Here is a 24,245-nt window from a genome sequence, read left to right on the forward strand (position 1 = left end):
ATGTCTGACGATCAGCGCTTCGGGCTGTCCCGCCGTGCGACGCTGCCCGGGCCGCTGCGGCTCGACGGGGGCGCACTGCTGTCGCCCGTCGACATCGGCTACGAGACCTATGGCACGCTTGCGCCCGACGGCGGGAATGCGGTGCTCGTCTGCCATGCGCTGACGGGCGACCAGCATGTCGCCTCCGTCCACCCGCGGACCGGCAAGCCGGGCTGGTGGACGCGGCTGATCGGCCCCGGCAGGCCGATCGATCCGGCGCGAGATTTCGTCATATGCACCAACGTCATCGGCAGCTGCATGGGCTCGTCCGGCCCGGCGACGGACAATCCCGCGACCGGCCGGCCATGGGCGATGGGCTTCCCGGTCATCACGATCCGCGACATGGTGCGGGCGCAGGCGCTGCTGCTCGATCACCTCGGGGTCGCTACGCTCAAGGCGGTCGTCGGCGGTTCGATGGGCGGGATGCAGGCGCTCAGCTGGGCCGCGACCTTCCCCGATCGCGTGCGCGCCGCGGTGGTGATCGCCTCGACCGCCCGGCACTCGGCGCAGAACATCGCCTTCCACGAAGTGGGCCGGCAGGCGATCATGGCCGACCCCAAATGGAACGGTGGCGACTATTATGGCGGCGAACCGCCCGCGGCGGGCCTCGCCGTGGCACGGATGGCGGCGCATATCACCTACCTGTCCGAGGCGGGACTGACGGAGAAGTTCGGACGGCGGTTGCAGGCGCGCGACGCGAAGAGCTTCGGGTTCGACGCGGATTTCCAGGTGGAAAGCTATCTGCGGCATCAGGGGCTCGCCTTCGTCGACCGCTTCGATGCGAACAGCTACCTCTATATCACGCGCGCGCTCGACTATTTCGACCTGGCGGAGGAACACGGCGGACTGCTCGCCAACGCCTTTCGCCGCACGGCGACGCGGTTCTGCGTGATCAGCTTCGATACGGACTGGCTGTATCCGACGCTGGAATCGCGCAACATCGTGCAGGCGCTCAATGCCGCCGGCGCGGCGGTGAGCTTCGTCGAACTGTCCAGTCCCTATGGCCATGACGCCTTCCTGCTCGACGCGCCGGAGATGAACCGCGTCGTCGACGGCTTCCTGAGGGGCGGCCGCGCATGAGCCTGCGTCCCGATCTCGCGGTGATCGCCGGCCATGTCGCGCGCGGCACGCGGGTCCTGGACGTCGGCTGCGGCGACGGTGCGCTGATGGCGGCGCTTCGCGACGAACGCGGGTGCGACGCGCGGGGGCTGGAGATCGACGCCCGCAACGTCGCCGCCGCCGTGGCGCGCGGACTCTCGGTGATCCAGGGCGACGCGGACGTGGACCTCGCAGGCTATCCCGACGACAGCTTCGACTATGCGATCCTCAGCCAGACGCTGCAGACCGCCCGCGCGCCCGACGTGGTGCTCGACCATCTGTTGCGGATCGGGCGCCGTGCCTTCGTCAGCTTCCCCAATTTCGCGCAATGGCGCGTGCGGCTGTCATTGCTGTGGGGAGGGCGGATGCCGGTGACGCGGCAGCTGCCGCAGCAATGGTACGATACCCCCAATATCCACCATCTGACGATCGACGATTTTCGCGCCTTCCTGCAGGATCGCGGCATGCGGGTGGAGGGCGCGTGGTTCCTCTCGGGGGATCGGCAGCGCAGCTCGGCCGCCGCCAACCTGCTCGCCCAGCACGCCGTGTTCCTGCTGCAACGCCCGCCGGGGAATTGACCGACATTTCCGACCGGCTCGGAACAAAGCGTGCGTCGCGTGGTTTGGCCATGCCAAAGCCGGAAAGATTGATGACCAAGACTGCCCTGATCGTCGAAGATGAGATTTTCGTCGCGCTCGATCTGGAGCGGATTCTGCTCGATGCCGGCTATCGTGTCGCGGCAATAGCGGCGGACAGCGAGAGCGCGATCGAGGCTGCGCCCGAATGCGGTTTCGCGTTCGTCGACGTCAACCTGCGCGACGGAGCCACCGGGCCGGAGATCGCACGCCGCATCGCGCAGGACTATGGCGTGAAGGTGGTGTTCGTCACCGCCAATCCCGCGCAGATCGACGGCGCGGCCGAATGCGCACTAGGCTATATCCGCAAGCCGTTTAGCGAGGCAGCGATCCTTGCCGCGGCGGCGCTGGCGACGGACGATCACGAATCGCACGACGCGGTCAACGACGACGTCGTAATGCTGAGATCTAGTGTGTAATCCAGCAACGCTGGATCGGCGCGGTACCGCTTCCACGCACGCGGATCAGCCTCTAGCCACGGCTGAAGGACGGCAGCGGCACCGTCACCGTCGCCGCCAGCCCGTCTTCGTTCCAGCGCCGCGCGACCGTCCCGCCAAGCTGGCGGACGGCCGATAGTTCAATCAGCTGGCTGCCGAAACCGTCCGACCGCTCTGGCGCTGCGACGGGTGGGCCGCCATGCTCGACCCATTCCAGCGTCACCTCGTCATCGGAACGCGCGATGGTGACGATCACCTCGCCGTCGTCCGCCGACAGCGCGCCATATTTGCTCGCGTTGGTGGCGAGCTCGTGGAACAGCAGCGCAAGCGGCGTCGTGGATCGGTCGTCGATGACGATGTCGTCGCCTGCAATCCGGATCGGCAGGCGGTCGCCACGCCGGTAGGGCTCGAACAGCTCCCCCAGCAGGCCGTGCAGGCTGTCCTGCTGCACCGCGGCCCGCGCGCTCGTCGCGCTGTGCGGGCGGACGAAGTCATGGGCACGGCCGAGCGCGGTGATCCGTTCGCGAAGGTCCGCCGCGGTCGCGGCGAATTCCGGCTTGCCGCGGGCGGCGAAAGAGATGAGGCCGGAGACGACCGCGAAGATGTTCTTGATGCGGTGCGACAGCTCCTGGCTGACGATCTCCCGCTCTTCCAGCGCGAGTTTCTGCTCGTGGATGTCGGTGCAGGTACCGAACCAGCGCGTGATGCGGCCCTCCGCATCGCGGATCGGCAGCGCGCGCCCCAGCACCCAGCGGTAGGTGCCGTCGTGGTGGCGCAGGCGATATTCGATCTGATACGGCGCGCCCGTCTCCAGGCTGTGCCGCCAGATCGTCCAGGCGCGGTCCTGGTCGTCGGGATGGAACATGTCGTTCCAGCCCTCGCCATCGGTCGACCCCGGCGGCGTGCCGGTGAATTCATACCAGCGCGCGTTGTAATAATCGTGATAGCCGTCGGGCAGCGTCGACCATACCATCTGCGGCATCGTGTCGGCGAGCGTGCGGAAGCGATCCTCGCTGTCGGTCAGCGCGCGCGCGGCGACGTCCGCTTCGTCACGCCGCTGCGTCGCATCGCGATGATCCGAAAGGCGCGCCATCACATTGGCGGCGAGCACCTCCAGCCCCTGCATCTGCAACGGGGTGAGTCCGTCGCGCGGCTTGTCGTCGAGGACGCACAGCGCGCCCAGCGGTACGTCATTGTCTCCGCGCAGCGGCACGCCCGCGTAGAACCGGACGAAGGGAGCATCCGTGACGAGCGGGTTGGCGACGAACCTGAGATCGTCGTGCGTATCGGGTACGATCAACGCGCGCTCGGTCCGGATCGTATGGTCGCAAAAGGAGATGGCGCGCGACGTCCCTTCCAGCGCCAGTCCCGTTCTGGCGAGGAAGAGCTGTTCCTGATCCTCGACCAGGGTGACCAATGCGATCGGCGCGTCGCACAGCGCCGCCGCGAAATCCGTGATCTGCTTGAGCGCGACGGATTCACGCAGCGCGCGCGGCTGGTAGCTGGCGAGCATCGCCAGGCGCGCGCGTTCGTCGATCCGCCAGCCGGGCGCCGTTGGCGCGGGAACCGTGTCCACGATCAGAACGGCACGTCATCGTCGAGATCGTCGGCGAATCCACCCGGCTGGCCCCCGCCGAACCCGCCGCCGCCACGGTTGCCGCCGGACTGGCCGCCGCCGCGGCTTCCGCCGCCACCGCCACCAAAGCCACCCGACGAGCCGCCGCCGAAATCATCGCCGCAGCCCCATTCGTCGCCGCCGCTACGGCCGCCACCGCCTCCGCCCTGGCCGCCACCGGGGCCGTCGAGCATCGTCAGCACGGAGTTGAATCCCTGCAGCACGATCTCGGTGGAATATTTGTCGTTGCCCTGCTGATCCTGCCATTTGCGGGTCTGCAGTTGGCCCTCGATATAGACCTTGGAGCCCTTGCGCAGGAACCGCTCGGCGACGTTGGCGAGACCCTCGTTGAAGATCGCCACCGAATGCCATTCGGTCTTTTCCTTGCGCTCGCCGGTGTTGCGGTCCTTCCACGATTCGGACGTCGCGATCCGCAGGTTCACAACCTTGCCGCCGTTCTGGAACGAACGCGACTCGGGGTCGCGCCCCAGGTTGCCGACGAGAATGACCTTGTTGACGCTGCCTGCCATGAGATCCTCTTAGAGGCCGGCAAACGTCGCCAGCCAGAATGTGATCCCCGCCATGACATAGGCCGCCGCAAAAAGGTAGCCGACCATGAACAACGGCCATTTCCAGCCGTTGGTTTCACGGCGTGTCACCGCGATCGTCGAAATGCACTGCGGCGCGAAGACGAACCACATCAGAAAAGCAAGCGCGGTCGGCAGGCTCCAGCGCCCGCGGATCTGGTCGGTGATCCGGTCGGTGCCCTTCCCGTCGCTGTCGTCGATCGCATAGACGGTGCCGATCGCGGAGACCGCCACCTCGCGCGCCGCCATCGCCGGCAGCAGGGCAAGCGCGATGTCGCGGTTGAAGCCGATCGGCTTCACGACCTGCTCGATGCCATGGCCGATCCGGCCGGCGATCGAATAGTCGACCGGGCTGATGCCGCTGCCGACCGGCGGCTTCGGGAACGAGAGCAGCAGCCACAGCACCATCGTCGTCGCGGCGATGGTCGTGCCCGCGCGCTTGAGGAAGACGAGCGCGCGCTGCCACAGACCGAGCGCGATGTCGCCGAGGCGCGGCATCTGATATTTGGGCATCTCCATCATGAAGCCCGACGACGCGCCCTTGGTCACCGTCCGTCGCAGCACGAGGGCGGCGACATAGGCGCCGACGATGCCGATGAGCAGCAGCCCGAACATGACGAGGCCCTGCAGCCGGACGAAGGGAAGCACCTGCGTGTCGGGGATCATTGCGCCGATGATCAGCGTGTAGACGGGCCAGCGCGCGCTGCACGTCATCAGCGGCGCGATCAGGATCGTGGTCAGCCGGTCCTTCTCGTCCTCGATCGTCCGCGTCGCCATGATCCCGGGCACCGCACAGGCGAAGCTGGAGAGGAGCGGGATGAAGGCGCGGCCCGACAGGCCCACGGTCGCCATCAGCCGGTCCATCAGAAAGGCCGCCCGCACCATGTAGCCCGAGGATTCGAGCACGAGGATGAACAGGAACAGGATCAGGATCTGCGGCAGGAACACGACAACCGCGCCGACGCCCGCGATCAGGCCGTCCGCGAGCAGCGAGCGCAGGAAGCCGTCGGGCAGGTGCGCGGCGACCAGCCCCTGCAGCCCGGCGAAGCCGGCGTCGATCGCATCGGCCGGGATCTTGGCCCAGGTGAAGACCGCCTGGAACATGACGAAGAGGATCGTCGCCAGCAGCAGCGGACCGCCGATGGGGTGCAAGGCAACCGCGTCGAGCAGATGCATCCAGCGCCGGCCGCTCGTCTCCGCCACCGTCGCCGCGGTGGCGATGCGCCGTGCGCGGCGCTGCAGGGTGACGATGTCGTCCTGCACGCTGCCGTCGGAGGGTCGAAGCGGCACGACGCCCGTCACCGGCACGACGGCGCGTGCGAGCGCCTCGCGCAAATCCTCAAGCCCGCGTCGGCGCACCGCCACGGTGGGGATGACCGGCACGCCCAGTTCGCGCTCGAGCACCGCCGCATCGAGCGTCAGGCCGTCGCGTTCCGCGAGGTCGATCATGTTGAGCGCGACGACCACCGGCAGGCCGAGCGCGATCAGCTGGAGTGTGAAGCGCAGGTGATTGTCGAGATTGGCGGCGTCGACGACGACGATCAGCGCATCGGGGAGCCGCTCCAGCCCGCTCTTGCCGGTGACCACGTCGCGCGTGACCCGTTCGTCTGGGCTCGACGGGTCGAGGCTGTAGGCGCCGGGCAGGTCGATCAATTCGACGGGGCGGCCGTCCGCGAGGGCGAGTCGGCCCGAATGGCGCTCCACCGTCACGCCGGGATAATTGCCGACCTTCTGCCGCGCGCCGGTCAGGGCGTTGAACAGCGCGCTCTTGCCGGCATTGGGGTTGCCGACCAGCGCGACCAGCGGCGGATGTTCCATCGCGGGGTGAGGCTTATTCGGCAGGCAGCGGGATCGTCACCTGGATCGCGGCGGCGACCGCACGGCGCAGCGCCACCGTCATCCGGCCGATGCGGCAGGCGATCGGCCCGCCGCCCAGGCGCGCGCGGTGCAGCACCTCCACCGGCACGCCCTCGTCAAAGCCCAGTTCGCGCAGGCGGCGCGCTTCCGGCGGCGAAAGACGGGTCCAGTCGATGGCATCGACCGTGGCGGCGTGATGGCGCGGCAGCGTCTCGAGGTTCAGCTTGGACAACACCAGGCCTGTATAAGCACAATGAGATTGATTATCAATTACCGTCCGTCGCATCGTACCCGGCCGTGCGGGACGGGGCGCCCGGGATCATACGACCGGATACCGCAGCCGTCCGATGAAGCGGGACAGGCTGGGGCGATGGTCGGCGCGACGGATCATGCCCGCCTTCGCTTTTTCGAACCGCATGATCCCCTCGATCCGCCGGCCGAGGAACGCGCGCGTCTCGGCGAAGCCGTCGCTCTCGTCGTCGAGAAACACCGTCACCGTCGCGGCATAGACGCCGAGCAGGATCGTCCGCTTGGTATAGTGATTATAGTCGGTGGCCGTGTCGCCCGCCTGGCGCCATATCGCGTCGACGCTGCGCCAGCCGAGTCGGGCTGCGCGCGCGACGTTCTGCGGCATCGCCAGGATCGCGAGCGCGCGGCGCAGCGCCTCGCGGTCCTGCGCCATGGCGGTCAGGCGCGCGGTGACGAGTTCGCTGATCCGGGCACGGATCGGCATCGCCTTCAGCGATTCCGGCGGCAGGGCGCGCGTCATTTCCGCGTCGACATGCGCGAACCAGGCGTCGATCATGCCGACCGCGCCGTCCCGGAACGCGAGTCGCGCGATGTCGCGGTCGATGCCCGCCGCGTCCGCCGCCATGTCGCGCGCGGCATCGCCCCAGCCATCGAACGCCGCATTGGCGGCGATGCCCGGCGCGAGCGCCAGGCGGATTTCGTCGAGCGTCAGATCCTCGGTCATGCCAGTTCCTCCTGCGCCTCCAGCGCGCGCGGCGCAACCTCGCCCCGGCGGACGAGCACCAGTGCCGCCGCCACCAAACCGACGCCGATCCAGTCGGCTCCGTGCAGCCGCTCGCCATAGGCGATCCAGCCGACGGTGCCGGCGACGATCGGCTGGAGCAACAGGGCTATGCCGACGACGAGCGGCGACAATTGGCCGATCGCGAAGATCATCAGTCCCTGGCCGATCACCTGACTGACCAAGGCGAGGCCGATCAGCGGGGTCCAGGCGTGCGGCATGATCGCCTCGCCGAGCACGGCGGCATAGATGAAGAGCGGCAGCACGCTGGCCATGGAGGCGAGGGCGAGCGCGGGGAGCGACGCCATGGTTTCGCGGATGCGCGCCATCAGCGCGATATAGATCGTGTAGAGCAGGCCTGCGAGGATGCAGAGCAGGTCGCCGGCCAGATTGCGCGGATCGAGCTGGTACGAGCGGCCGAGCAGCAGGGCGGCGCCGGCGGCGGCGAGCGCGAGCGCGAAGGCCTGTCCGCGCGTCGGCCAGGCGCGCGCGACGAGAAAGCCGTACAGCGGATAGACCAGGATCGCGCAATTGCCGAACAGGGTCGCATTGGCGAGCGTCGTGCGGACGATGCCGAGGTGCCAGCTGCCGAGGTCGCCGGCGAATCCGATCCCGGCGATGACGAGCAAGGCGACCAGGCCGCGCGGCAGCCGCATCGGCCGCGCGCCGCCGGCGAGGGCGAGCATCGCCAGGAACGGCACCGCCAGCGTGATCCGCCAGAAGGCCGCCGCGACGGGGCCGACGTCGGCGATCCGCACGAACCACGGACCGAAGGCGAGCATCACGTTCGCCATGACGAGAGCGGCGAAGGCGAGTGGATGCGCGACCGGGCTCGCCGCTGGCACGACCGTCCCCCCGTCGGCCCGAGACGACAATGCGGACCCGCTTCCCCTGATCTGCGTTACCCGGCTAACAGTTTTTCTTTGCCACCGATCCTGATGCATGCCTTGCTGTAGCGTCCTATCTGCCGTGCGTCAGGCAACAAAAGGGAATGTCCGATGCCAACCCTCTTCGATCCTATCCAATTGGGCGATATCGCCGCTGCCAATCGCGTCGTCATGGCGCCGCTGACCCGCGGCCGTGCGACCGATGATCACGTGCCGACCGAAGTCATGATCGACTATTACCGCCAGCGCGCGGGCGCGGGGCTGATCATCACCGAGGGAACGGGCGTCAGCCGGCTTGGCCTCGGCTGGCCCAATGCGCCGGGCCTTTGGACCGACGCGCAGGTCGAGGCGTGGAAGCCGGTGACCGAGGCGGTGCACCAGGCGGGCGGCAAGATCGTCGCGCAGATCTGGCACATGGGCCGGTTGGCGCGCCCGGACGTGACCGGCCAGCAGCCGCTGTCGTCGTCCGCGACGCGCGCGCCCTATCACAAGCCCGAGAATCCCTATGCCGAGGCGAAGGCGGCGACGCTCGACGACATCCGCCGCGCGCAGGACGAATATGCCGATGCCGCCCGTGCCGCGATTCGCGCCGGTTTCGACGGCGTGCAGCTGCATGGCGCGAATGGCTATCTGATCGACCAGTTCCTGCGCGACGGGACCAACCAGCGCGACGACGATTACGGCGGCAGCCCCGAAAACCGCATCCGCTTCATGCAGGAGGCCGTGGCGCGCGTCATCGACGCGATCGGCGCCGGCCGCACCGGCATCCGTCTGTCGCCCAACGGCGAGACGCAGGGCGCGGACGACAGCGATCCCGCCAGCGTCTTCATCCCCGCGGCGAAGGCGCTCGACGCGCTCGGCATCGCCTTCCTCGAATTGCGCGAGCAGGGTCCGGACGGCACGTTCGGCAAGACCGACGTGCCCAAGCTGAGCCCGCAGATCCGCAAGGTGTTCGGCGGCCCGCTCATCCTCAACCAGGATTACGAGAAGGACAGCGCGCAGGCGGATCTCGACTCGGGCGTCGCGGACGCGATCGCCTTCGGTCGCAAGTTCATCGCCAACCCCGATCTGGTCGAGCGCCTGCGCCGGGACGCGCCGTTGAACCAGGACGATCCGAAGACCTGGTATACAAAGGGGCCGGAGGGGTACACCGACTATCCGGCGCTCGAAACCGAAGCGGCCTGACGCAGTCCCCCCTTCCGCGCGCGGGAGGGGGATCAGCCTGCCTGGCGGGCGCGATCGTCCAGCCAGGCGGTGACGGGGCGACGGATCGCTGCGCGCGGCTTGTCCTGGGCCAGCACCGGCAGGATCAGCAGGATCGCGGGCCAGAAGATGGCCGTGACGATCAGGGCGGTCGCGGCGAGCACGGTGGCCGCCGCCGCGATCCCCGCAATCCGCGCGCTTGCCGGGTCGAGCTGCACCGTCCTCGGGCCGTGGTCATCATAGAGCCGGTGCGTGGTCAGTTCGCTCGACCCGTCGAAACTGATCTTGCGAAGCCCGGTCAGGGACGTCTTCGTAACTGGGGCCGAACCGCGCGCGGCAGGCGGTTTGGCTAGCCTGCGCTCATCCGCGCCCGCGCGCAGGTCGATGACCTCCAGCCGCCGGCCGCGCTCCACCACCTTCCAGCGGGAGGGCGGCGGCGTCATCATGCGCGGCGCCGCGCCCGCCAGTCTGCCGCATCCTGCCCCCAGGCGTCGACGCGATACGCCTCGAGCGGCGGCGGCAGCGTCACCGGGCCGCCGTTGGTCGACCCCAGCCGCTTGGCCAGCGCGATCGAGCCGTGGTTGTCGGGATCGATCGTGTGGATGATCCGCGTCCAGCCGAGCACGTCGACGGCATAGTCCATCGCCGCGCAGGCCGCCTCATGCGCATAGCCGCGACCGGCGAAGCGGCCGAGGATGCCCCAGCCGATCTCTGTGCCCGGCCAGCCTTCGGGTTGGTGCGGACCGACGCGGCCCACCCAAGCACCGCTGTCGCGCTCGATGACCGAGAACATCGAGAAGCCGCGCACCATCCAGGCACCGGCCATGGTACACAGATGGCGCCACGCCACCTCGCGCGGCTGGACGCCGCCCAGAAAGCGCATGGTTTCCGGTTCGCCGTAGAAGGCGACATAGCCCTCAAGATCCTCGCCGTTCAGCGGCCGCAGCATCAGCCGCGGCGTAAAGAGGACGGGGCCGAGCACCGTTCAGGCGAGCCGGTGCTTGAGGGCGAGCATCGCCAGCGCCGCCAGCGCCGCGCCGCCGCCCTTGTCGAGCTGCGCCGGATCGGCGCGGCGGATCGCCTGCTCCTCGTTCTCGGTGGTCAGGATGCCGTTGCCGATCGGCAGCCCGTCCATCGTCAGGGCCATGATGCCGCGCGCGCTCTCATTCGAGACGATTTCGAAATGATAGGTTTCGCCGCGGATGACGACGCCGAGCGCGACATAGGCGTCATATTGCCCGGTCTCCGCCGCCATCGCGAGCGCGCCGGGCACCTCGAGCGCGCCGGGGACGGTGACGGTGGCGTGGCTGTGTCCCGCCGCCTCGATCGCCGCGCGGGCGCCGGCGAGCAGCATGTCGTTCAGATGGTCGTAGAAGCGCGCTTCCACGATGAGCACATGGGCCATGAGAATTCCTTCGGTCAGTCGATCGGCCGTTCGCCGACAATCGACAGGCCATAGCCGTCGAGCCCGACGAGCGTGTGATGCGTGTTGGTCAGCAGCACCATCTCCTCGACCCCGAGTTCGGTCAGGATCATCGCGCCGACACCGTAATCGCGCAGTTCGTCCATCTCCGCGGGCGCAAGCGTCCCCGCCTTCGCCTGCAGCGCGACGGTGAACTGGTCGGGCCGGGGGCGATTGATGACGACGACGACGCCGGCACCTTCCTCGCCGATGATCTCCATTGATCGGCGCAGCAGCTCGGCGCGACCGCCGCGCTCGCCGAAGATGTCGGCGAAAGGCGACAGGGCGTGCATGCGCACCAGCGTCGGCCTGGCAGGATCGACCTTGCCCTTGACCAGCGCGATCTGTTCGGAGCCGGTCGCCTTGTTCCAGAAGGTCATCGCGGTCCACTCGCCGCCCCAGTCGCTGACGAACCGGGCCTCGGCGCGCTTCTCCACCAGATGATCGTGGCGGCGACGATAGGCGATCAGGTCGCGGATCGTGCCGATCTTCAGGTTGTGGCGCTGCGCGAACGCGACCAGGTCGTCGAGCCGCGCCATCGTCCCGTCCTCGTTCATGATCTCGCAGATCACGCCCGACGGATTGAGGCCGGCGAGCCGCGAGACGTCGACCGCCGCCTCCGTATGACCCGTGCGGACGAGGACGCCGCCGTCGCGCGCGACGAGTGGAAAGACGTGTCCGGGCGTCACGATCTCGTCGCGCCCCTTGGACGCGTCGATCGCGACCGCGATCGTGCGTGCGCGGTCCGCGGCGGAGATTCCCGTCGTCACACCGTCACGCGCCTCGATCGAGGTGGTGAAGGCGGTCTCGTAGCGCGTGCCGTTGTTGCGGCTCATCAGCGACAGGCCGAGTTCCTCGACGCGACGCTTGGTCAGTGCAAGGCAGACAAGGCCGCGGCCGTGCATCGCCATGAAGTTGATCTTCTCCGGCGTCGCCATCTGCGCCGGGATGACGAGATCGCCCTCGTTCTCGCGGTCCTCGTCGTCGACCAGGATGAACATCCGGCCGTTTCGGGCCTCGTCGATGATCTCCTCCGGCGAGGAGAGGAAGGCGTGGCGCAGCGACGCCACCTTAGCGGGACTGGCCACGGTAATGCTCCATGCGTTGCAGATAGCGGGCGAGAACGTCGATCTCGATGTTGACGCGCTGGCCCGCCGCCAGCGTGCCGAGCGTCGTGACCGCCTGGGTGTGCGGGATCACGTTGACCGCGAAATGCGTCGAGTCGTCCCTGTCCTCCACCGCATTGACGGTGAGGGAGACGCCGTCGACGGCGATCGACCCCTTGGTGGCGATGAACGGCGCAAGCTCGGCGGGCACCGCGAAGCCGATGCGATGCGAATCGCCGTCCGGGCAAATGCCGATCACGGTCGCGACACCGTCGACATGGCCGGTGACGATATGGCCGCCGAGTTCGTCGCCCAGCTTCATCGCGCGTTCGAGGTTGAGGCGCCGACCCTCCTGCCACTGATCGGCCGTGCGCGCGATCGTCTCTCCAGAGACGTCGACCGCGAACCAGCCTTTGCCGTCGGGGCCCAGGCCCTTGTCGACCACGGTCAGGCAGACGCCGGAACAGGCGATGGACGCGCCGAGGTCAATCCTCGCCGTGTCATAGGACGTGGAGATGCGGAAACGGGCGTCGCCGCGGTGCTCCACCGCCTCGATCGTTCCGATGTCGCTGACTATGCCGGTGAACATGGGATGCGCTCGTAGACCTCGAGCCGATCGCTGCCAAGCGCGCGCGCATCCTGGCATCGCCAGCGGCCGTGCGCCCCTGCCAGATCGGCAAGACCGATGTCGCCGATCGCCGGCAGCCCGGCGCCGATGACGATCGGCGCGCGGTACAGGAGCAGACGGTCGACGAGGTCCGCCGCGAGGAAGGCGGCCGCGGTGGCCGCGCCGCCCTCGACCAGAAGATGATCGCCCGGCAGGTCGGCTATCGCGGTCGGATCGGCGATGACGAGGGGGCCGGGTGCGTCCCCCGCTGCGTCGAAGGCGAGATGCGGCGAAGCCGTCACCGACTCGGCACGCGACGTGAGGACCACCCGCCGGGGGCTGCGTCGCTCCAGCCCGGGCAACCGCACGTCGAGGACCGGCCGATCGGCCTGCCAGGTGCCGCGACCGACGAGGATCGTCTCATGCCGGCTGCGTTCGAGATGCGCGTGCGCGCGTGCCGCCGACCCCGTGATCCAGCGGCTGGTGCCGTCCGGCAGCGCGATCCGCCCGTCGAGCGAGGTGGCAAGCTTGAGCGTCACATACGGACGGCCGAGCCGCCGGCGCGTCAGGAACCCCACCATGCTGCGCGCCGCATCGTTCGCGCCGATCCCATGTTCGACCGCAATGCCGGCCTGCGACAACAGGACGAAACCGGCGCCGTCCGTGCGCGGATCCGGGTCTCGCAGCGCGGCGACGACCCGCGCCACCCCCGCCGCGACGAGCAGCGCCGCGCAGGCGGGGCCACGGTGGCTGGCATGCGCGCAAGGTTCCAGCGTGACGAAGGCCGTGGCGCCACGGGCGTCGTCGCCGGCCTCGGCAAGCGCCATCGCCTCGGCATGGGGACGGCCGCCCGGCTGCGTCCAGCCACGCCCGACGACGCGGCCGCCACGCACGAGGACACAGCCGACATTGGGATTGGGCGCCGTCGCCCCGCGAGTCCGCTCGGCCAGCGCGAGTGCTGCCGCCATCCATCGCGAATCGCCTTGGGCGGTCGTGGTGTCGCCCGCCCTTACAGCCCCCATTTGTTCATGGCGTCATCCGCCTTCTTGAACTGCGCGCGCATCTTGTCGACGCGGGCATTATATTCGTCGATGCGCTTGTCCTGCGCGACCTTGTCGATCGCCTGCTGGGCGCGGATCTGCGCGTCGGTGCGATCGGCGGTCCACTGCTGGACATAGATGATCTGCGGCGGCTTGGGCGGGATATCGTAATCGTTGCGCGCGAAGGCGTAGACGAAGAATCCGGTGATCGCGACCGCTGCGGCAAGGAAGCCGAGCTCGTGCCGCTCGCGGCCGGCCAGGAACAGGCGCAGGTCCTTATAGGCACGAACCGGCGAAAAGCGGCTGAAGAACTGCATGGCACCAAGATAGGAGGACCGGCGCGCCGCGACCAGCCCTCCCGCGTCTGGTCAGGATTCCTCGAGGACGAAGCGCAACGTCATCGTCCGCCACGCCTCTTCGGGCACGCCGCCGCGCGTCGCCGGCCGGAACCGCCAGCGCGACAGCGCCTGCGTCCGGGCCGCGTTCCAGAATGCGTCGCTCGTCGCGTCGACGCGTTCGATCTGCTTGACGCGGCCATCGACGCCGATCAGCACGCGCACCGTCACGCGGCCCTCGCGCCCGGCGCGTCGTTCCGCAGCGGGATAGGGCGGCTGGAGCGCATCGGCGTAGCGCGGATCGACACTCGGCGCGATCAGCGGCGGCAGCGGCGCCGCGGTCGGGCCGGGATCGGGCTTCGCGACGGTGTCGGTGCCGATCCGGTCGGTGAACGGCTGCGGCACGACCGGCGGGTCGACGACGGGCATCACGGGGTCGGTAATCGTCTGCACGATCTGCTTGGGCGCGACGATCGTCTCGTCCGGTACGCGCGCCCGAACATCGTGCGGCTTGGGCTTCGATTCGGGCGGCGGCGGTGGCGGGTCGGTCGGCACGGTGAAGATGTCGATCGGCGCGCCCTTGGGCGGCGCGGTCATGACGTGCGGGGCGGCGAAGATCAGCGCGGCGACGAGGCCGGCATTGATCGCGACGGCGGCGGTGAGTCCCGAAGGACTGAAGCGGGTCGGCTTGGCGTAGCGGTCGGCGTACATGAACCCTCTCCTCGATTGACAATGGTATGCGTCGTCCAATCTCCTGCAGGAAATGAAATGTTACATCATCACGCTTAGAGGTCAAGCGGCGTCGGACCGGCCCTCGGCGGCTGCTTGCGGCCGCCCGGCGGACTGTCAGCGGGCGATGCGGGCGGCGGCCGCGTCGAGGGCGCGGGTATGACCCGCACGCTCGGCGGCGCTGAGGAATCCTTGCATGCGGACTTCGTCGGCGATCGCCTGGCGGACGCGACGCAGATCCCGGTGCAGCATGGCCGCGCGATGCGGCGGCAGATATCGCGCGTCGATCGTGCGCGACAGGCTGGCGATCCGCTGGCCAAAGCGATCCTGCTGCGCGCGGTCGACCTGCCAGGCGTTGCGGGTCCTGTTCGCCTCTAGCCCGGTTCCGCGGACCGAGTGAACCAACAGCGCGTCCGTGGCCAGGCGGCCGCGCAGGCGCGGTGCGGGCAGCGCGCCGAACCGCGCGGGATCGAACCGGACGAAACACCCTGTCGTATGCGCCAGCGCCTGCAGTCGCTCGTCCATCCGCTGCGCCGGCCAATCGACCGTGAATGGACCGGACGTGCACGCCGCGGCGGCCGGCGCGGCGACGAGCAGGCCGGCGGACGAAAGCGCGAGGGCAAGCAGGTGGCGCATGGGCGGACTCCGCATCACGAATGGATATCAGGTCGAACGTGTCGGCGGCGTGAGCGCTCCATTAGGCTCCCGTCATGAAGCGGCACGGCGCAGGCGCTCCACGCTGCGCCCCGCGCCGATCAACGGCAGCAGCGCGGCCATGTCCGGACCCTGGTCGCGACCGGTAAGCGCCTGCCGCAGCGGAAGGAACAGCGCCTTGCCCTTTCTGCCCGTCGTCTCCTTGAGGCTGTTGGTCAGGGCGTGCCAGGGGTCGCCCGCCCAGTCGATCGTCTCCGCCGCCTTCGCGGCCGCGGCCAGATAGTCCCGCGTCTCCGCGTCGAATGCCGGTGCGTCGACGGGACCCTCGATGACCTGCCACCAGTCGTCCGCATCGGCGATGCGCGTCAGATTGGGGCGCACGGCGTTCCACTCCGCCGACCCCATTCCGGCGGGCAGACGCGATCGCACCGATTCATAAGGCAACTGATGGACGATGCGTGCGCTGATCTGCGCGAGTTCCGCTTCGTCGAAACGGGCGGGCGCGCGGCCGTACCGCGCGAAATCCAGCGTCGCGATCAGCGGCGCGGGATCGACCATCGGCTCGACCGGATCACTGGTGCCCAGCCGCGCCAGCAGGGCGATGACCGCCTGCGGCTCGATGCCTTCGTCGCGGAAATGATCGACCCCGAGCGAGCCGAGCCGCTTGGACAATTTGCCTTCCGCGCCTGTCAGCAGCGCGGCATGCCCGAAGCGCGGCGGCGCGACGCCCATCGCGGCGAACATCTGCAGCTGCAATGCCGTGTTCGAGACATGATCCTCCCCGCGCACGACATGGGTGATGCCGAGGTCGGCGTCGTCGATCGCCGACGGCAGCATGTAGAGCCAGGACCCGTCCGCGCGGCGGATGACCGGATCGCTCATCGTCGCAGGCTCGAACCGTTGGGTCCCGCGGATCAGGTCGTCCCAGACGATCGACGCGTCGTGATCCAGCCGGAACCGCCAGTGCGGCCGGACGCCGTCGGCCTCCAGCCTCGCCCGGTCGGCATCGCTCAGGCGGAGCGCCGCGCGGTCGTAGACCGGCGGCAGGCCGCGACCCAGCAGCACCTTGCGCTTGAGGTCGAGTTCCTGCGCGCTTTCATAGGCCGGATAGATGCGCCCGGCGCTCACGAGCGCATCGAAGCGCGTCTGGTACAGGGCGAACCGCTCCGACTGCCGCACCTCCAGGTCCGGTGTCAGCCCGAGCCAGGCCAGGTCGGCGCGGATCGCCTCGACATACCGCTCCTCCGAACGCTCCGCGTCGGTATCGTCGATCCGCAGCACGAAGCGGCCGCGGTCGCGCCTCGCGAGCATCCAGTTCTGGAGCGCGGCGCGGATGTTGCCGACGTGAAGCAGGCCGGTGGGGGAGGGCGCGAAGCGGGTGACCGTCATGCCCGTCCGCCTAGTCAGCCCGGGCGACGCGAACAAGCATGCTTCCGCTTCGCGGCGGGGACGCCTAAGGGACCTCGCCATCCGAACGGGTGGAGCGACGCATGAAACTGATGACCGGCAATTCGAACCTTCCGCTGGCGAAGGCGATCGCGGGCTATCTGGAGCTGCCGCTGACCGAGGCGCTGGTGCGCCGCTTCGCCGACGAGGAAATCTTCGTCGAGATCCAGGAGAACGTGCGCGGCGAGGACGTTTTCGTCATCCAGTCGACCGGTTTTCCCGCGAACGACAATCTGATGGAGCTGCTGATCATCATCGACGCGCTGAAGCGCGCGTCGGCGAAGCGGATTACTGCGGTCATCCCGTACATGGGCTATGCGCGCCAGGACCGCAAACCCGGCCCCCGCACGCCGATCTCGGCAAAGCTGGTCGCCAATCTGATCACCGTCGCCGGCGCGGACCGCGTGCTGTCGGTCGACCTGCATGCCGGCCAGATCCAGGGATTCTTCGATATCCCGACGGACAACCTCTATGCCGCGCCAGTGATGAGCGCCGATATCCATGCGCGGTTCGCGGGGCGGAACCTGATGGTCGTCTCGCCCGACGTCGGCGGCGTGGTGCGGGCGCGCCAGCTCGCCAAGCGGCTCGACAACGCGCCGCTCGCCATCGTCGACAAGCGGCGCGAGCGCGCCGGCGAGTCGGAGGTGATGAACATCATCGGTGACGTCGAGGGACGCTTCTGCATCCTGATCGACGATATCGTCGACTCGGCGGGTACCCTGTGCAACGCCGCCGCGGCGCTGCGCGAAGCGGGGGCGGAGGATGTCGTCGCCTATGTGACGCACGGCGTGCTGTCCGGTGGCGCCGTCGCGCGGGTGGAAGGATCGGCGCTGCGCGAGCTGGTCATCACCGATTCGATCGGCAACCACGATTCGATCGGCAAGGTGGACAGGATCCGTCATCTTCCTATCGCGCCGCTGCTGGGCGAGGCGATCAAGCGGATCGCGGACGAGACGAGCGTGTCGTCGCTGTTCGACTGAGGGCGTCGTTTCCCGGCTTCCGCGCCGGGTCTCGGCTCAGCGCTGCGACAGGGCGATGATGTGCTCGAAAACCGCCGGGTGCAGTGGCTTGGCGAAGGCGCACCCATATTGGAACTTGTCGCGCCACGCGACCACGGCTTCCAGTCCTGCCAGCCCGGGAAGCGTCAGCCACACGACGGTGCCGGGCCATAGCGTGAAGCTGGTTTCTGCGCGGAAGCCGGACAGCGAGAGGTCGCTGACGTCGATCTCGAACCGCGTCTGGCCGCGATCGCGCAGGTGCGCGCGCATTCGGACGACCTTGCGCAGCGATTGGCGATGGTCGCCGCCATCCAGCGATTCGATCGGCCCGGTGAAGCTCGGCTGTTCCATAGCCGCCGGCATAACCCGCTGAAGGTTACTTTTCTGCCAACGGTCTTTCGAGCCGCGCGGCGGCGGGCGCCCGTACCCCCGCGCGGTGCCGGCGCTTCAGTTCCGCCTTGAGCGACTCGGGTTTCGGGGCGACGAGAAAGCCGAAGCTCACCGTGCCGTGCTTCGTCTCCACGACGTGATGCAGGCGGTGCGCCTGGATGATTCGCTTCATATAGGCGGATTTCGGCAGGTAGCGGGTCGGCAGCCGCTTGTGGACGATGACGTCGTGGAAACTGAAATAGATCGCGCCATAAGCGGCGATGCCCGCGCCGATCCAGGTAAAGCCCGGCCACCAGCCGAGCTGCACGCCGCCCAGAATCATGACGAACGACGGCACCGCGAAGATCGCGGCATACAGGTCGTTGAGCTCCCAGTTGCCGTGACGCGGTCGGTGATGGCTCTCGTGCAGGAACCAGCCGGGACCGTGCATGATCCAACGGTGTGCGGCATAGGCGAAGGCCTCCATGCCTATCACGGTCGCGAGGAATAAGAGGAGGCCGACGACCCAGGACATAGGTGTTCCAACTACTGCGATGCACTTGCAATAAGACGGGCAATGCCCGAAAATGCGGGGTGGATTCGAGTGGCCGCCTGTGCGAAGGGCGTGCGCAACTCTCCATATAGTAGCATGAGGCGAGGCAGGCCATGAACATTCACGAATATCAAGCCAAGGAACTGCTGGCGAAGTTCGGCGTGCCCGTTCCGGCCGGCTTCGCCGCGATGAGCGTCGAGGAGGCGGTCGAGGCCTCGAAGAAGCTGCCCGGGCCGCTCTACGTGGTGAAGGCGCAGATCCACGCCGGCGGCCGCGGCAAGGGCAAGTTCAAGGAACTGCCCGCCGAGGCCAAGGGCGGCGTCCGCCTCGCCAAGACCGAGGACGAGGTCCGCCACGCGGCGACCGAGATGCTGGGCAACACGCTGGTCACCATCCAGACCGGCGAGGCCGGCAAGCAGGTCAACCGCCTGTACGTCACCGACGGCGTCGACATCGCCAAGGAATTCTACCTCGCGCTGCTGGTCGATCGCGCCACCGGCCGCGTCGCCTTCGTCGTGTCGACCGAGGGCGGCATGGACATCGAGGAGGTCGCGCATTCGACCCCCGAGAAGATCCACACCTTCGCCGTCGATCCCGCGACCGGTTTCCAGCCGCACCACGGCCGCGCGGTCGCGAAGGCGCTTGGCCTGACCGGCGACCTCGCCAAGCAGGCGCAGAGCCTGGCGTCGAAGGTCTATGACGCCTTCCTCGGCACCGACGCCGCCCAGATCGAGATCAATCCGCTCGCCGTCACCGATGACAACAAGCTGATGGTGCTCGACGCCAAGGTCGGCTTCGACTCGAACGCGATGTTCCGCCACAAGGACCTCGCCGCGCTGCGCGACGAGACCGAGGAGGATCCGGCCGAGATCGAGGCGTCGAAGTACGACCTCGCCTATATCAAGCTCGACGGCGACATCGGCTGCATGGTCAACGGCGCCGGCCTCGCCATGGCGACGATGGACATCATCAAGCTGAACGGCATGTTCCCGGCCAACTTCCTTGACGTCGGCGGCGGCGCCAACAAGGAGAAGGTCACCGCGGCGTTCAAGATCATCCTCAAGGATCCGAACGTGAAGGGCATCCTGGTCAACATCTTCGGTGGCATCATGCGCTGCGACATCATCGCCGACGGCATCGTCGCGGCGGCGAAGGAAGTGAACTTGCAGGTTCCGCTGGTCGTCCGCCTCGAGGGGACGAACGTCGAGAAGGGCAAGGAAATCCTCGCCAATTCGGGGCTCGCCATCGTGCCGGCCAACGATCTCGGCGACGCGGCGAAGAAGATCGTCGCGGAGGTCCAGAAGGCGGCGTGATGCTTCCCGTCTCCTGACCGATCAAATTGCACGGGCTCGGACACCATGTCCGGGCCCGATGCGTTTGGCGGGCAAGGATGCCGTAGCGGCAGCCACGCTTTTCCGTACTGAACTTGCGAAAACGGCGGAAAACCGCCATATACGCCGCCGATACGGAGCCTTCGAACGGCTCCGGCGGCCAAGACTGGAAGGACGCTGATGAAGGTGCTGGTCCCGGTCAAGCGCGTGCTTGACTATAACGTGAAGCCCCGGGTGAAGGCGGACGGGACGGGGGTCGACCTCGCCAACGTCAAGATGAGCATGAACCCGTTCGACGAGATCGCCGTCGAGGAAGCGATCCGTCTGAAGGAAGGCAAGAACGGGGGAGGCGTAACCGAGATCGTCGTCGTGTCGATCGGCGAGCAGAAGGCGCAGGAGACGATCCGTACCGCGCTGGCGATGGGCGCCGATCGCGGCATCCTGGTCACCAGCGACGAGAAGGTCGAGCCGCTCGGTGTCGCCAAGATCCTGGCGAAGATCGTCGAGGAGGAACAGCCCAGCCTCGTCATCCTCGGCAAGCAGGCGATCGACGACGACAACAACCAGACCGGCCAGATGCTCGCCGGCCTGCTCGGCTGGGGACAGGGGACGTTCGCGTCCAAGGTCGAGCTGGCCGCCGACAGCGTCACCGTCACGCGCGAGGTCGACGGCGGCCTCGAGACGGACCGGTTCACGCTGCCCGCGATCGTCACCACCGACCTGCGCCTCAACGAGCCGCGCTACGCCTCGCTGCCCAACATCATGAAGGCCAAGTCGAAGCCGCTCGCAACGAAGACGGCGGCCGATTACGGCGTCGACGTCACCCCGCGCATCAAGACGCTCAAGGTCGTCGAGCCGGCCAAGCGCAGCGCCGGTGTCAAGGTCGCCGACGTCGACGAACTGGTCATGAAGCTGCAAGCGATGGGGATTGCCAAGTGAAGACGCTCGTCTGGGTCGAACACGACGGCACGGCCGTCAAGGATGCCACGCTCGCCGCGGTCACCGCCGCGTCGAAGCTGGGCGAGGTGCATCTGCTCGTCGCCGGCCAGGGCGTCGACGGCGTCGCGCAGGCGGCGGCGAAGATCGCCGGGGTGGGCAAGGTCCATGTCGCCGACGACGCGGCCTATGCGCACCAGATCGCGGAGAATGTCGCGCCGCTCGTCGTCCAGCTGATGGGCGATCACGACGCGTTCGTGGCCGCTGCGACGACCACCGCCAAGAACCTGTGCCCGCGCGTCGCCGCGATGCTCGACGTCATGCAGATCAGCGACATCCTGTCGGTCGAGGGTGAGGACACGTTCACGCGTCCGATCTATGCCGGCAACGCGATCGCGACGGTGCAGACGTCGGACACCAAGAAGGTGATCACCGTGCGCGGCACCGCCTTCGAAAAGGCGGCGGCGGAAGGTGGCAGCGCGACGATCGAGGCGGTGTCCTCGACCGGTGACAAGGGCATCGCGACCTTCGTCGATGCGGAGATCGCGCAGAATGCGCGTCCCGAACTGACCAGCGCCAAGATCATCGTGTCGGGCGGCCGGGCGCTGCAGAACGGCGAAAACTTCCACGCGCTGATCGAGCCGTTGGCCGACAAGCTCGGCGCGGGTGTGGGCGCCAGCCGCGCCGCGGTCGACGCGGGCTTCGTCCCCAACGATTATCAGGTCGGCCAGACCGGCAAGATCGTCGCGCCCGAGGTCTATATCGCAGTCGGCATTTCCGGCGCGATCCAGCATCTGGCCGGCATGAAGGATTCCAAGACGATCATCGCGATCAACAAGGACGAGGATGCGCCCATCTTCCAGGTCGCCGACATCGGCCTCGTCGGCGACCTGTTCAAGGTCGTCCCCGAGCTGACCGAAAAGCTCTGATCGGGGCCGGCGGCGGGTGCGGCTGTGCCGCCGCCCGCCGATGCCGGGATGCGACGGACATCATGCGGCGCGGGGCAATCCCCGCGCCGTTTTTTTTACGCGCTCCCGGCGGGCCGAACCGATCGCCCCTTTGTCGGAACAGCTTGGGCGCAGTGCATCGATTCGCCCGACGCGATCCTGCCCGGACAAGCCACGACGCCTGGCTTGCCTTTGTTAGCGGATAAGCTTATTAGTCTATCGGCTAACGAGTCGCCGTCGATATGGACAACCTGTTCGAAGCCCTGGCGCATCCGACGCGCCGCCGAATCCTGGAGCTGCTGAAAGGCGGCGGTATGAGCGCGGGCGCGATCGCCGAGCGGTTCGACGTGTCCAAGCCGACGATGTCGGGTCATTTCGCAAAGCTGCGCGCCGCGGGGCTGGTGCAGGCGGAGATACGCGGCACGAGCACGATCTACACGCTCAACCTGTCGACGCTGGAGGAGGTGATGATGGCCTTCATGGCGCGGCTCGGCGTGGGCGATGACGCGACGGAGCCGAGGAAGGAGAGCGCATGACATTCCGGGATTTGAAGATCGCATCTGTGCTGGTCGTCGTCGGCATGGCGCTGGTCGCCGTGCTCGCGCTCCAGCGGCTGCCGTCAGGCGCACAGTTGGCGACACATTGGGATATCGACGGCAACGTCAACGGCACCATGCCCGCTGCGGTGGCATTGTTCTTCGGCGTGGGCGTCACCGCCGCCGTCAGCCTCGTGCTGGCCGCCGTCCCCGCGCTGGAGCCGCTGCAGGACAGGATGGCTGCGAGCGCGCCGGTCTATCGCGCGGCGTGGATGGGCACGCTGATTCTGATGGCCGTCGTCGAGGCGAAGATCGCCGCCCCGGCATTCGGTTGGGCGCTTCCGGCGATGCTGCCGCTGGCGGGCGCAGGACTGTTGCTGATCGTGATCGGCAACGTCCTGCCGAAGTCGCGGCCCAGCTTCTTCGTCGGCATCCGCACGCCATGGACGTTGACTGACACGGACAATTGGGTCGCGACGCACCGCCTGGGCGGCAGGACGATGATGCTGGGTGGGCTGTTGCTCGTCACGGCAGGGCTGCTGCCGCTGTCCGCCGCAGCCCGGATGGCGGTGCTCGTCTCGGCGCTCGGCGTGGCGATCGTGCCGCCGATCGTCTTTTCCTGGTGGTTCTGGCGGCGACACGGTGTGCGCGGCTGATCGACATTCTTGAGGGGGAGCTTGGATCATGTTGCTTTTCGCTGCGGCGCTTGCCGCTTCGGTCAATGGCGGGGATATCGCGGCGGCGGGACCGCTGGGGCCGCTGAAGGGTAGCTATGTCGACGCCGGCAAGGGGACACCCGTCGTTCTGATCCTTCCTGGCTCCGGCCCGACCGATCGCGACGGCAACAATCCGATGGGCGTCAAGGCCGCACCCTACCGCCTTCTTGCGGAAGGTTTGGCGGCACGCGGCGTGTCGAGCGTCAGGATCGACAAGCGCGGCCTGTTCGCTAGTGCCGGTGCCGTGACGGATGGGAATGCGGTGACACTGGACAATTATGTCCATGATACCGCCGCCTGGATCGCCGCGATCCGCGCCCGGACCGGTGCGGGTTGCGTCTGGCTGCTCGGCCATAGCGAGGGCGGTCTGATCGCGCTCGCGGCAGCGGCCGGCGGGACGAAGGACGTCTGCGGATTGGTGCTGGTCGCCGCGCCGGGGCGGCCGCTCGCGGCGATCATGCGCGAGCAATTGCATGCCAATCCCGCCAACGCGCCGCTGCTGCCCGCCGCCGACGGCGCGCTCGACGCGCTGGCGGCCGGCCGGCGCGTCGATCCGGCAACCCTGCCCGCGCCGCTGCAAGGACTGTTCCGCGCCGACATCCAGGGATTCCTGATCAGCCTGTTCCGTGCCGATCCGGCAAAGCTCGCGGCGAAGGTGCGGCAGCCGATGCTGATCGTGCAGGGCGCGCGCGACCTGCAGGTGACGGAGGCGGACGCACAGGCGCTGAAGGCCGCATCGCCCCGCGCGAAGCTGGCGCTGCTGCCCGGCGTCAACCATGTGCTGAAACAGGTCGACGGCGACGCGCGTGCGGCGAACCTGGCGACCTACGCCGATCCCGAACTGCCGCTCGCTGCGGGCGTGGTACCGACCATCGCGGACTTCATCGTCGCACCGAATCGGCCTTAATTCCGCCACCGAAACGACATCGGGTTCCTCCATTCTGCGCGGGCAACGCAGGGGAGAGCGCGTGGTGGCACGGCGGATGGCGGTGGCGGGGGAAATTCGGTTGAGCTGCGCCTAGGTCCGGACGCCCCCGATTTCTTTCATCGGGCCACGCCGTCAGCCACCTACCTTCAGGCAACCGTGAATGC

At 68.1% G+C, this 24,245-nt stretch carries 29 protein-coding genes; 11 read left to right on the top strand and 18 right to left on the bottom strand.

All coding sequences use genetic code 11. The features are described 5' to 3' along the window. The 3 genes from RF701_RS11920 to RF701_RS11930 all read left to right on the top strand — a co-directional run bounded on the left by RF701_RS11920 (position 1) and on the right by RF701_RS11930 (position 2,191). Positions 1-1,119, top strand: coding sequence for a homoserine O-acetyltransferase (locus RF701_RS11920; protein WP_210357405.1), 1,119 nt, complete (start codon positions 1-3; stop codon positions 1,117-1,119). Beyond that, positions 1,116-1,715 (top strand): methionine biosynthesis protein MetW, encoded by a 600-nt coding sequence (metW, locus tag RF701_RS11925; protein WP_308815066.1) that lies wholly within the window; start codon positions 1,116-1,118, stop codon positions 1,713-1,715. The genes RF701_RS11920 and metW overlap by 4 nt, the downstream gene beginning before the upstream one ends. Positions 1,716-1,786: 71 nt before the next feature. Continuing rightward, on the top strand, positions 1,787-2,191 hold the full coding sequence (locus RF701_RS11930; protein WP_210357403.1) for a response regulator: 405 nt from the start codon (positions 1,787-1,789) through the stop codon (positions 2,189-2,191). Positions 2,192-2,243: 52 nt separating this feature from the next. Here RF701_RS11930 and RF701_RS11935 read toward each other — a convergent pair whose 3' ends face one another. From RF701_RS11935 to RF701_RS11960, 6 genes are all read right to left on the bottom strand, one after another. Beyond that, a complete protein-coding gene (locus RF701_RS11935) occupies positions 2,244-3,722 on the bottom strand; it encodes a sensor histidine kinase (protein ID WP_210357861.1) in 1,479 nt (492 codons plus the stop codon). A 65-nt stretch (positions 3,723-3,787) separates the two neighbouring features. Further along, positions 3,788-4,354 (bottom strand): single-stranded DNA-binding protein, encoded by a 567-nt coding sequence (gene ssb, locus RF701_RS11940; protein ID WP_308815067.1) that lies wholly within the window; start codon positions 4,352-4,354, stop codon positions 3,788-3,790. Positions 4,355-4,363: 9 nt separating this feature from the next. Further along, entirely contained in the window at positions 4,364-6,229 is a 1,866-nt protein-coding gene (locus tag RF701_RS11945) for a ferrous iron transporter B (RefSeq protein WP_308815068.1), read from the bottom strand. A gap of 13 nt (positions 6,230-6,242) precedes the next feature. Then, complete coding sequence (locus tag RF701_RS11950; protein WP_374758622.1) at positions 6,243-6,503, bottom strand: ferrous iron transport protein A; 261 nt, start codon at positions 6,501-6,503, stop codon at positions 6,243-6,245. An 84-nt stretch (positions 6,504-6,587) separates the two neighbouring features. Then, on the bottom strand, positions 6,588-7,241 hold the full coding sequence (locus tag RF701_RS11955) for a COQ9 family protein (RefSeq protein WP_308815069.1): 654 nt from the start codon (positions 7,239-7,241) through the stop codon (positions 6,588-6,590). Beyond that, the gene (locus RF701_RS11960) at positions 7,238-8,092 is read right to left on the bottom strand and encodes a DMT family transporter (protein ID WP_308815663.1); all 855 of its coding nucleotides are present in this window, start codon (positions 8,090-8,092) and stop codon (positions 7,238-7,240) included. Before RF701_RS11960 ends, RF701_RS11955 begins: the two co-directional genes overlap by 4 nt. A gap of 204 nt (positions 8,093-8,296) precedes the next feature. Here RF701_RS11960 and RF701_RS11965 point away from each other — a divergent pair, with 204 nt between their 5' ends. After that, on the top strand, positions 8,297-9,370 hold the full coding sequence (locus RF701_RS11965; protein ID WP_308815070.1) for an alkene reductase: 1,074 nt from the start codon (positions 8,297-8,299) through the stop codon (positions 9,368-9,370). Between the two features lie 32 nt (positions 9,371-9,402). On the opposite strand, the gene RF701_RS11970 is transcribed toward RF701_RS11965, so the two are convergent. The 10 genes from RF701_RS11970 to RF701_RS12015 form a co-directional block, all read right to left on the bottom strand. After that, positions 9,403-9,834 (bottom strand): hypothetical protein, encoded by a 432-nt coding sequence (locus RF701_RS11970; protein ID WP_308815071.1) that lies wholly within the window; start codon positions 9,832-9,834, stop codon positions 9,403-9,405. After that, entirely contained in the window at positions 9,831-10,370 is a 540-nt protein-coding gene (locus RF701_RS11975; RefSeq protein ID WP_308815072.1) for a GNAT family N-acetyltransferase, read from the bottom strand. The genes RF701_RS11970 and RF701_RS11975 overlap by 4 nt, the downstream gene beginning before the upstream one ends. A gap of 3 nt (positions 10,371-10,373) precedes the next feature. Next, positions 10,374-10,793: a 6,7-dimethyl-8-ribityllumazine synthase gene (gene ribH, locus RF701_RS11980; protein ID WP_308815073.1), complete on the bottom strand. Its 420-nt coding sequence runs from the start codon at positions 10,791-10,793 to the stop codon at positions 10,374-10,376. 14 nt (positions 10,794-10,807) lie between these two features. After that, a complete protein-coding gene (gene ribB / locus RF701_RS11985) occupies positions 10,808-11,938 on the bottom strand; it encodes a 3,4-dihydroxy-2-butanone-4-phosphate synthase (RefSeq protein ID WP_210357395.1) in 1,131 nt (376 codons plus the stop codon). Then, positions 11,922-12,545: a riboflavin synthase gene (locus tag RF701_RS11990; RefSeq protein WP_308815074.1), complete on the bottom strand. Its 624-nt coding sequence runs from the start codon at positions 12,543-12,545 to the stop codon at positions 11,922-11,924. The genes ribB and RF701_RS11990 overlap by 17 nt, the downstream gene beginning before the upstream one ends. Continuing rightward, positions 12,530-13,531 (bottom strand): bifunctional diaminohydroxyphosphoribosylaminopyrimidine deaminase/5-amino-6-(5-phosphoribosylamino)uracil reductase RibD, encoded by a 1,002-nt coding sequence (gene ribD, locus RF701_RS11995; protein ID WP_308815075.1) that lies wholly within the window; start codon positions 13,529-13,531, stop codon positions 12,530-12,532. Before ribD ends, RF701_RS11990 begins: the two co-directional genes overlap by 16 nt. A 41-nt stretch (positions 13,532-13,572) precedes the next feature. After that, the gene (locus RF701_RS12000; protein WP_203308989.1) at positions 13,573-13,920 is read right to left on the bottom strand and encodes a hypothetical protein; all 348 of its coding nucleotides are present in this window, start codon (positions 13,918-13,920) and stop codon (positions 13,573-13,575) included. 51 nt (positions 13,921-13,971) lie between these two features. Then, entirely contained in the window at positions 13,972-14,649 is a 678-nt protein-coding gene (locus RF701_RS12005) for a TonB family protein (RefSeq protein ID WP_308815076.1), read from the bottom strand. Between the two features lie 135 nt (positions 14,650-14,784). Beyond that, entirely contained in the window at positions 14,785-15,303 is a 519-nt protein-coding gene (locus RF701_RS12010; RefSeq protein ID WP_308815077.1) for a hypothetical protein, read from the bottom strand. A 72-nt stretch (positions 15,304-15,375) separates the two neighbouring features. Next, the gene (locus RF701_RS12015) at positions 15,376-16,710 is read right to left on the bottom strand and encodes a glutamate--tRNA ligase (RefSeq protein WP_308815078.1); all 1,335 of its coding nucleotides are present in this window, start codon (positions 16,708-16,710) and stop codon (positions 15,376-15,378) included. A gap of 101 nt (positions 16,711-16,811) precedes the next feature. On the opposite strand from RF701_RS12015, the gene RF701_RS12020 reads away from it, so the two are divergent. After that, positions 16,812-17,747: a ribose-phosphate pyrophosphokinase gene (locus tag RF701_RS12020; RefSeq protein WP_203308985.1), complete on the top strand. Its 936-nt coding sequence runs from the start codon at positions 16,812-16,814 to the stop codon at positions 17,745-17,747. Between the two features lie 36 nt (positions 17,748-17,783). Here the strand turns inward: RF701_RS12020 and RF701_RS12025 are convergent, their stop codons facing one another. Together RF701_RS12025 and RF701_RS12030 are read right to left on the bottom strand one after the other, a co-directional pair. Further along, positions 17,784-18,116 carry a pilus assembly protein PilZ gene (locus RF701_RS12025; RefSeq protein ID WP_203308984.1) on the bottom strand — a complete coding sequence of 111 codons (333 nt, stop codon included), beginning with the start codon at positions 18,114-18,116 and terminating at the stop codon, positions 17,784-17,786. A 25-nt stretch (positions 18,117-18,141) separates the two neighbouring features. Then, positions 18,142-18,669 (bottom strand): sterol desaturase family protein, encoded by a 528-nt coding sequence (locus RF701_RS12030; protein WP_308815079.1) that lies wholly within the window; start codon positions 18,667-18,669, stop codon positions 18,142-18,144. Between the two features lie 131 nt (positions 18,670-18,800). Between RF701_RS12030 and sucC the strand changes: the two genes are divergently transcribed. The 6 genes from sucC to RF701_RS12060 all read left to right on the top strand — a co-directional run bounded on the left by sucC (position 18,801) and on the right by RF701_RS12060 (position 24,060). Continuing rightward, positions 18,801-20,000, top strand: a complete 1,200-nt coding sequence (sucC, locus tag RF701_RS12035; protein ID WP_203308982.1) for an ADP-forming succinate--CoA ligase subunit beta — start codon at positions 18,801-18,803, stop codon at positions 19,998-20,000. 198 nt (positions 20,001-20,198) lie between these two features. Next, positions 20,199-20,957 (top strand): electron transfer flavoprotein subunit beta/FixA family protein, encoded by a 759-nt coding sequence (locus RF701_RS12040; RefSeq protein WP_203308981.1) that lies wholly within the window; start codon positions 20,199-20,201, stop codon positions 20,955-20,957. Then, positions 20,954-21,883 (top strand): FAD-binding protein, encoded by a 930-nt coding sequence (locus RF701_RS12045; protein ID WP_308815080.1) that lies wholly within the window; start codon positions 20,954-20,956, stop codon positions 21,881-21,883. Before RF701_RS12040 ends, RF701_RS12045 begins: the two co-directional genes overlap by 4 nt. Positions 21,884-22,143: 260 nt before the next feature. Then, positions 22,144-22,437, top strand: a complete 294-nt coding sequence (locus tag RF701_RS12050; RefSeq protein WP_210357387.1) for a metalloregulator ArsR/SmtB family transcription factor — start codon at positions 22,144-22,146, stop codon at positions 22,435-22,437. Further along, complete coding sequence (locus RF701_RS12055) at positions 22,434-23,093, top strand: SdpI family protein (protein WP_308815081.1); 660 nt, start codon at positions 22,434-22,436, stop codon at positions 23,091-23,093. The genes RF701_RS12050 and RF701_RS12055 overlap by 4 nt, the downstream gene beginning before the upstream one ends. A 28-nt stretch (positions 23,094-23,121) precedes the next feature. Then, a complete protein-coding gene (locus RF701_RS12060; protein ID WP_308815082.1) occupies positions 23,122-24,060 on the top strand; it encodes an alpha/beta hydrolase in 939 nt (312 codons plus the stop codon). Positions 24,061-24,245 lie beyond the last annotated feature (185 nt).

Origin of the sequence: Sphingomonas sp. GV3 (genome assembly GCF_031082075.1) — a bacterium.
Taxonomy (GTDB): domain Bacteria; phylum Pseudomonadota; class Alphaproteobacteria; order Sphingomonadales; family Sphingomonadaceae; genus Sphingomonas; species Sphingomonas beigongshangi.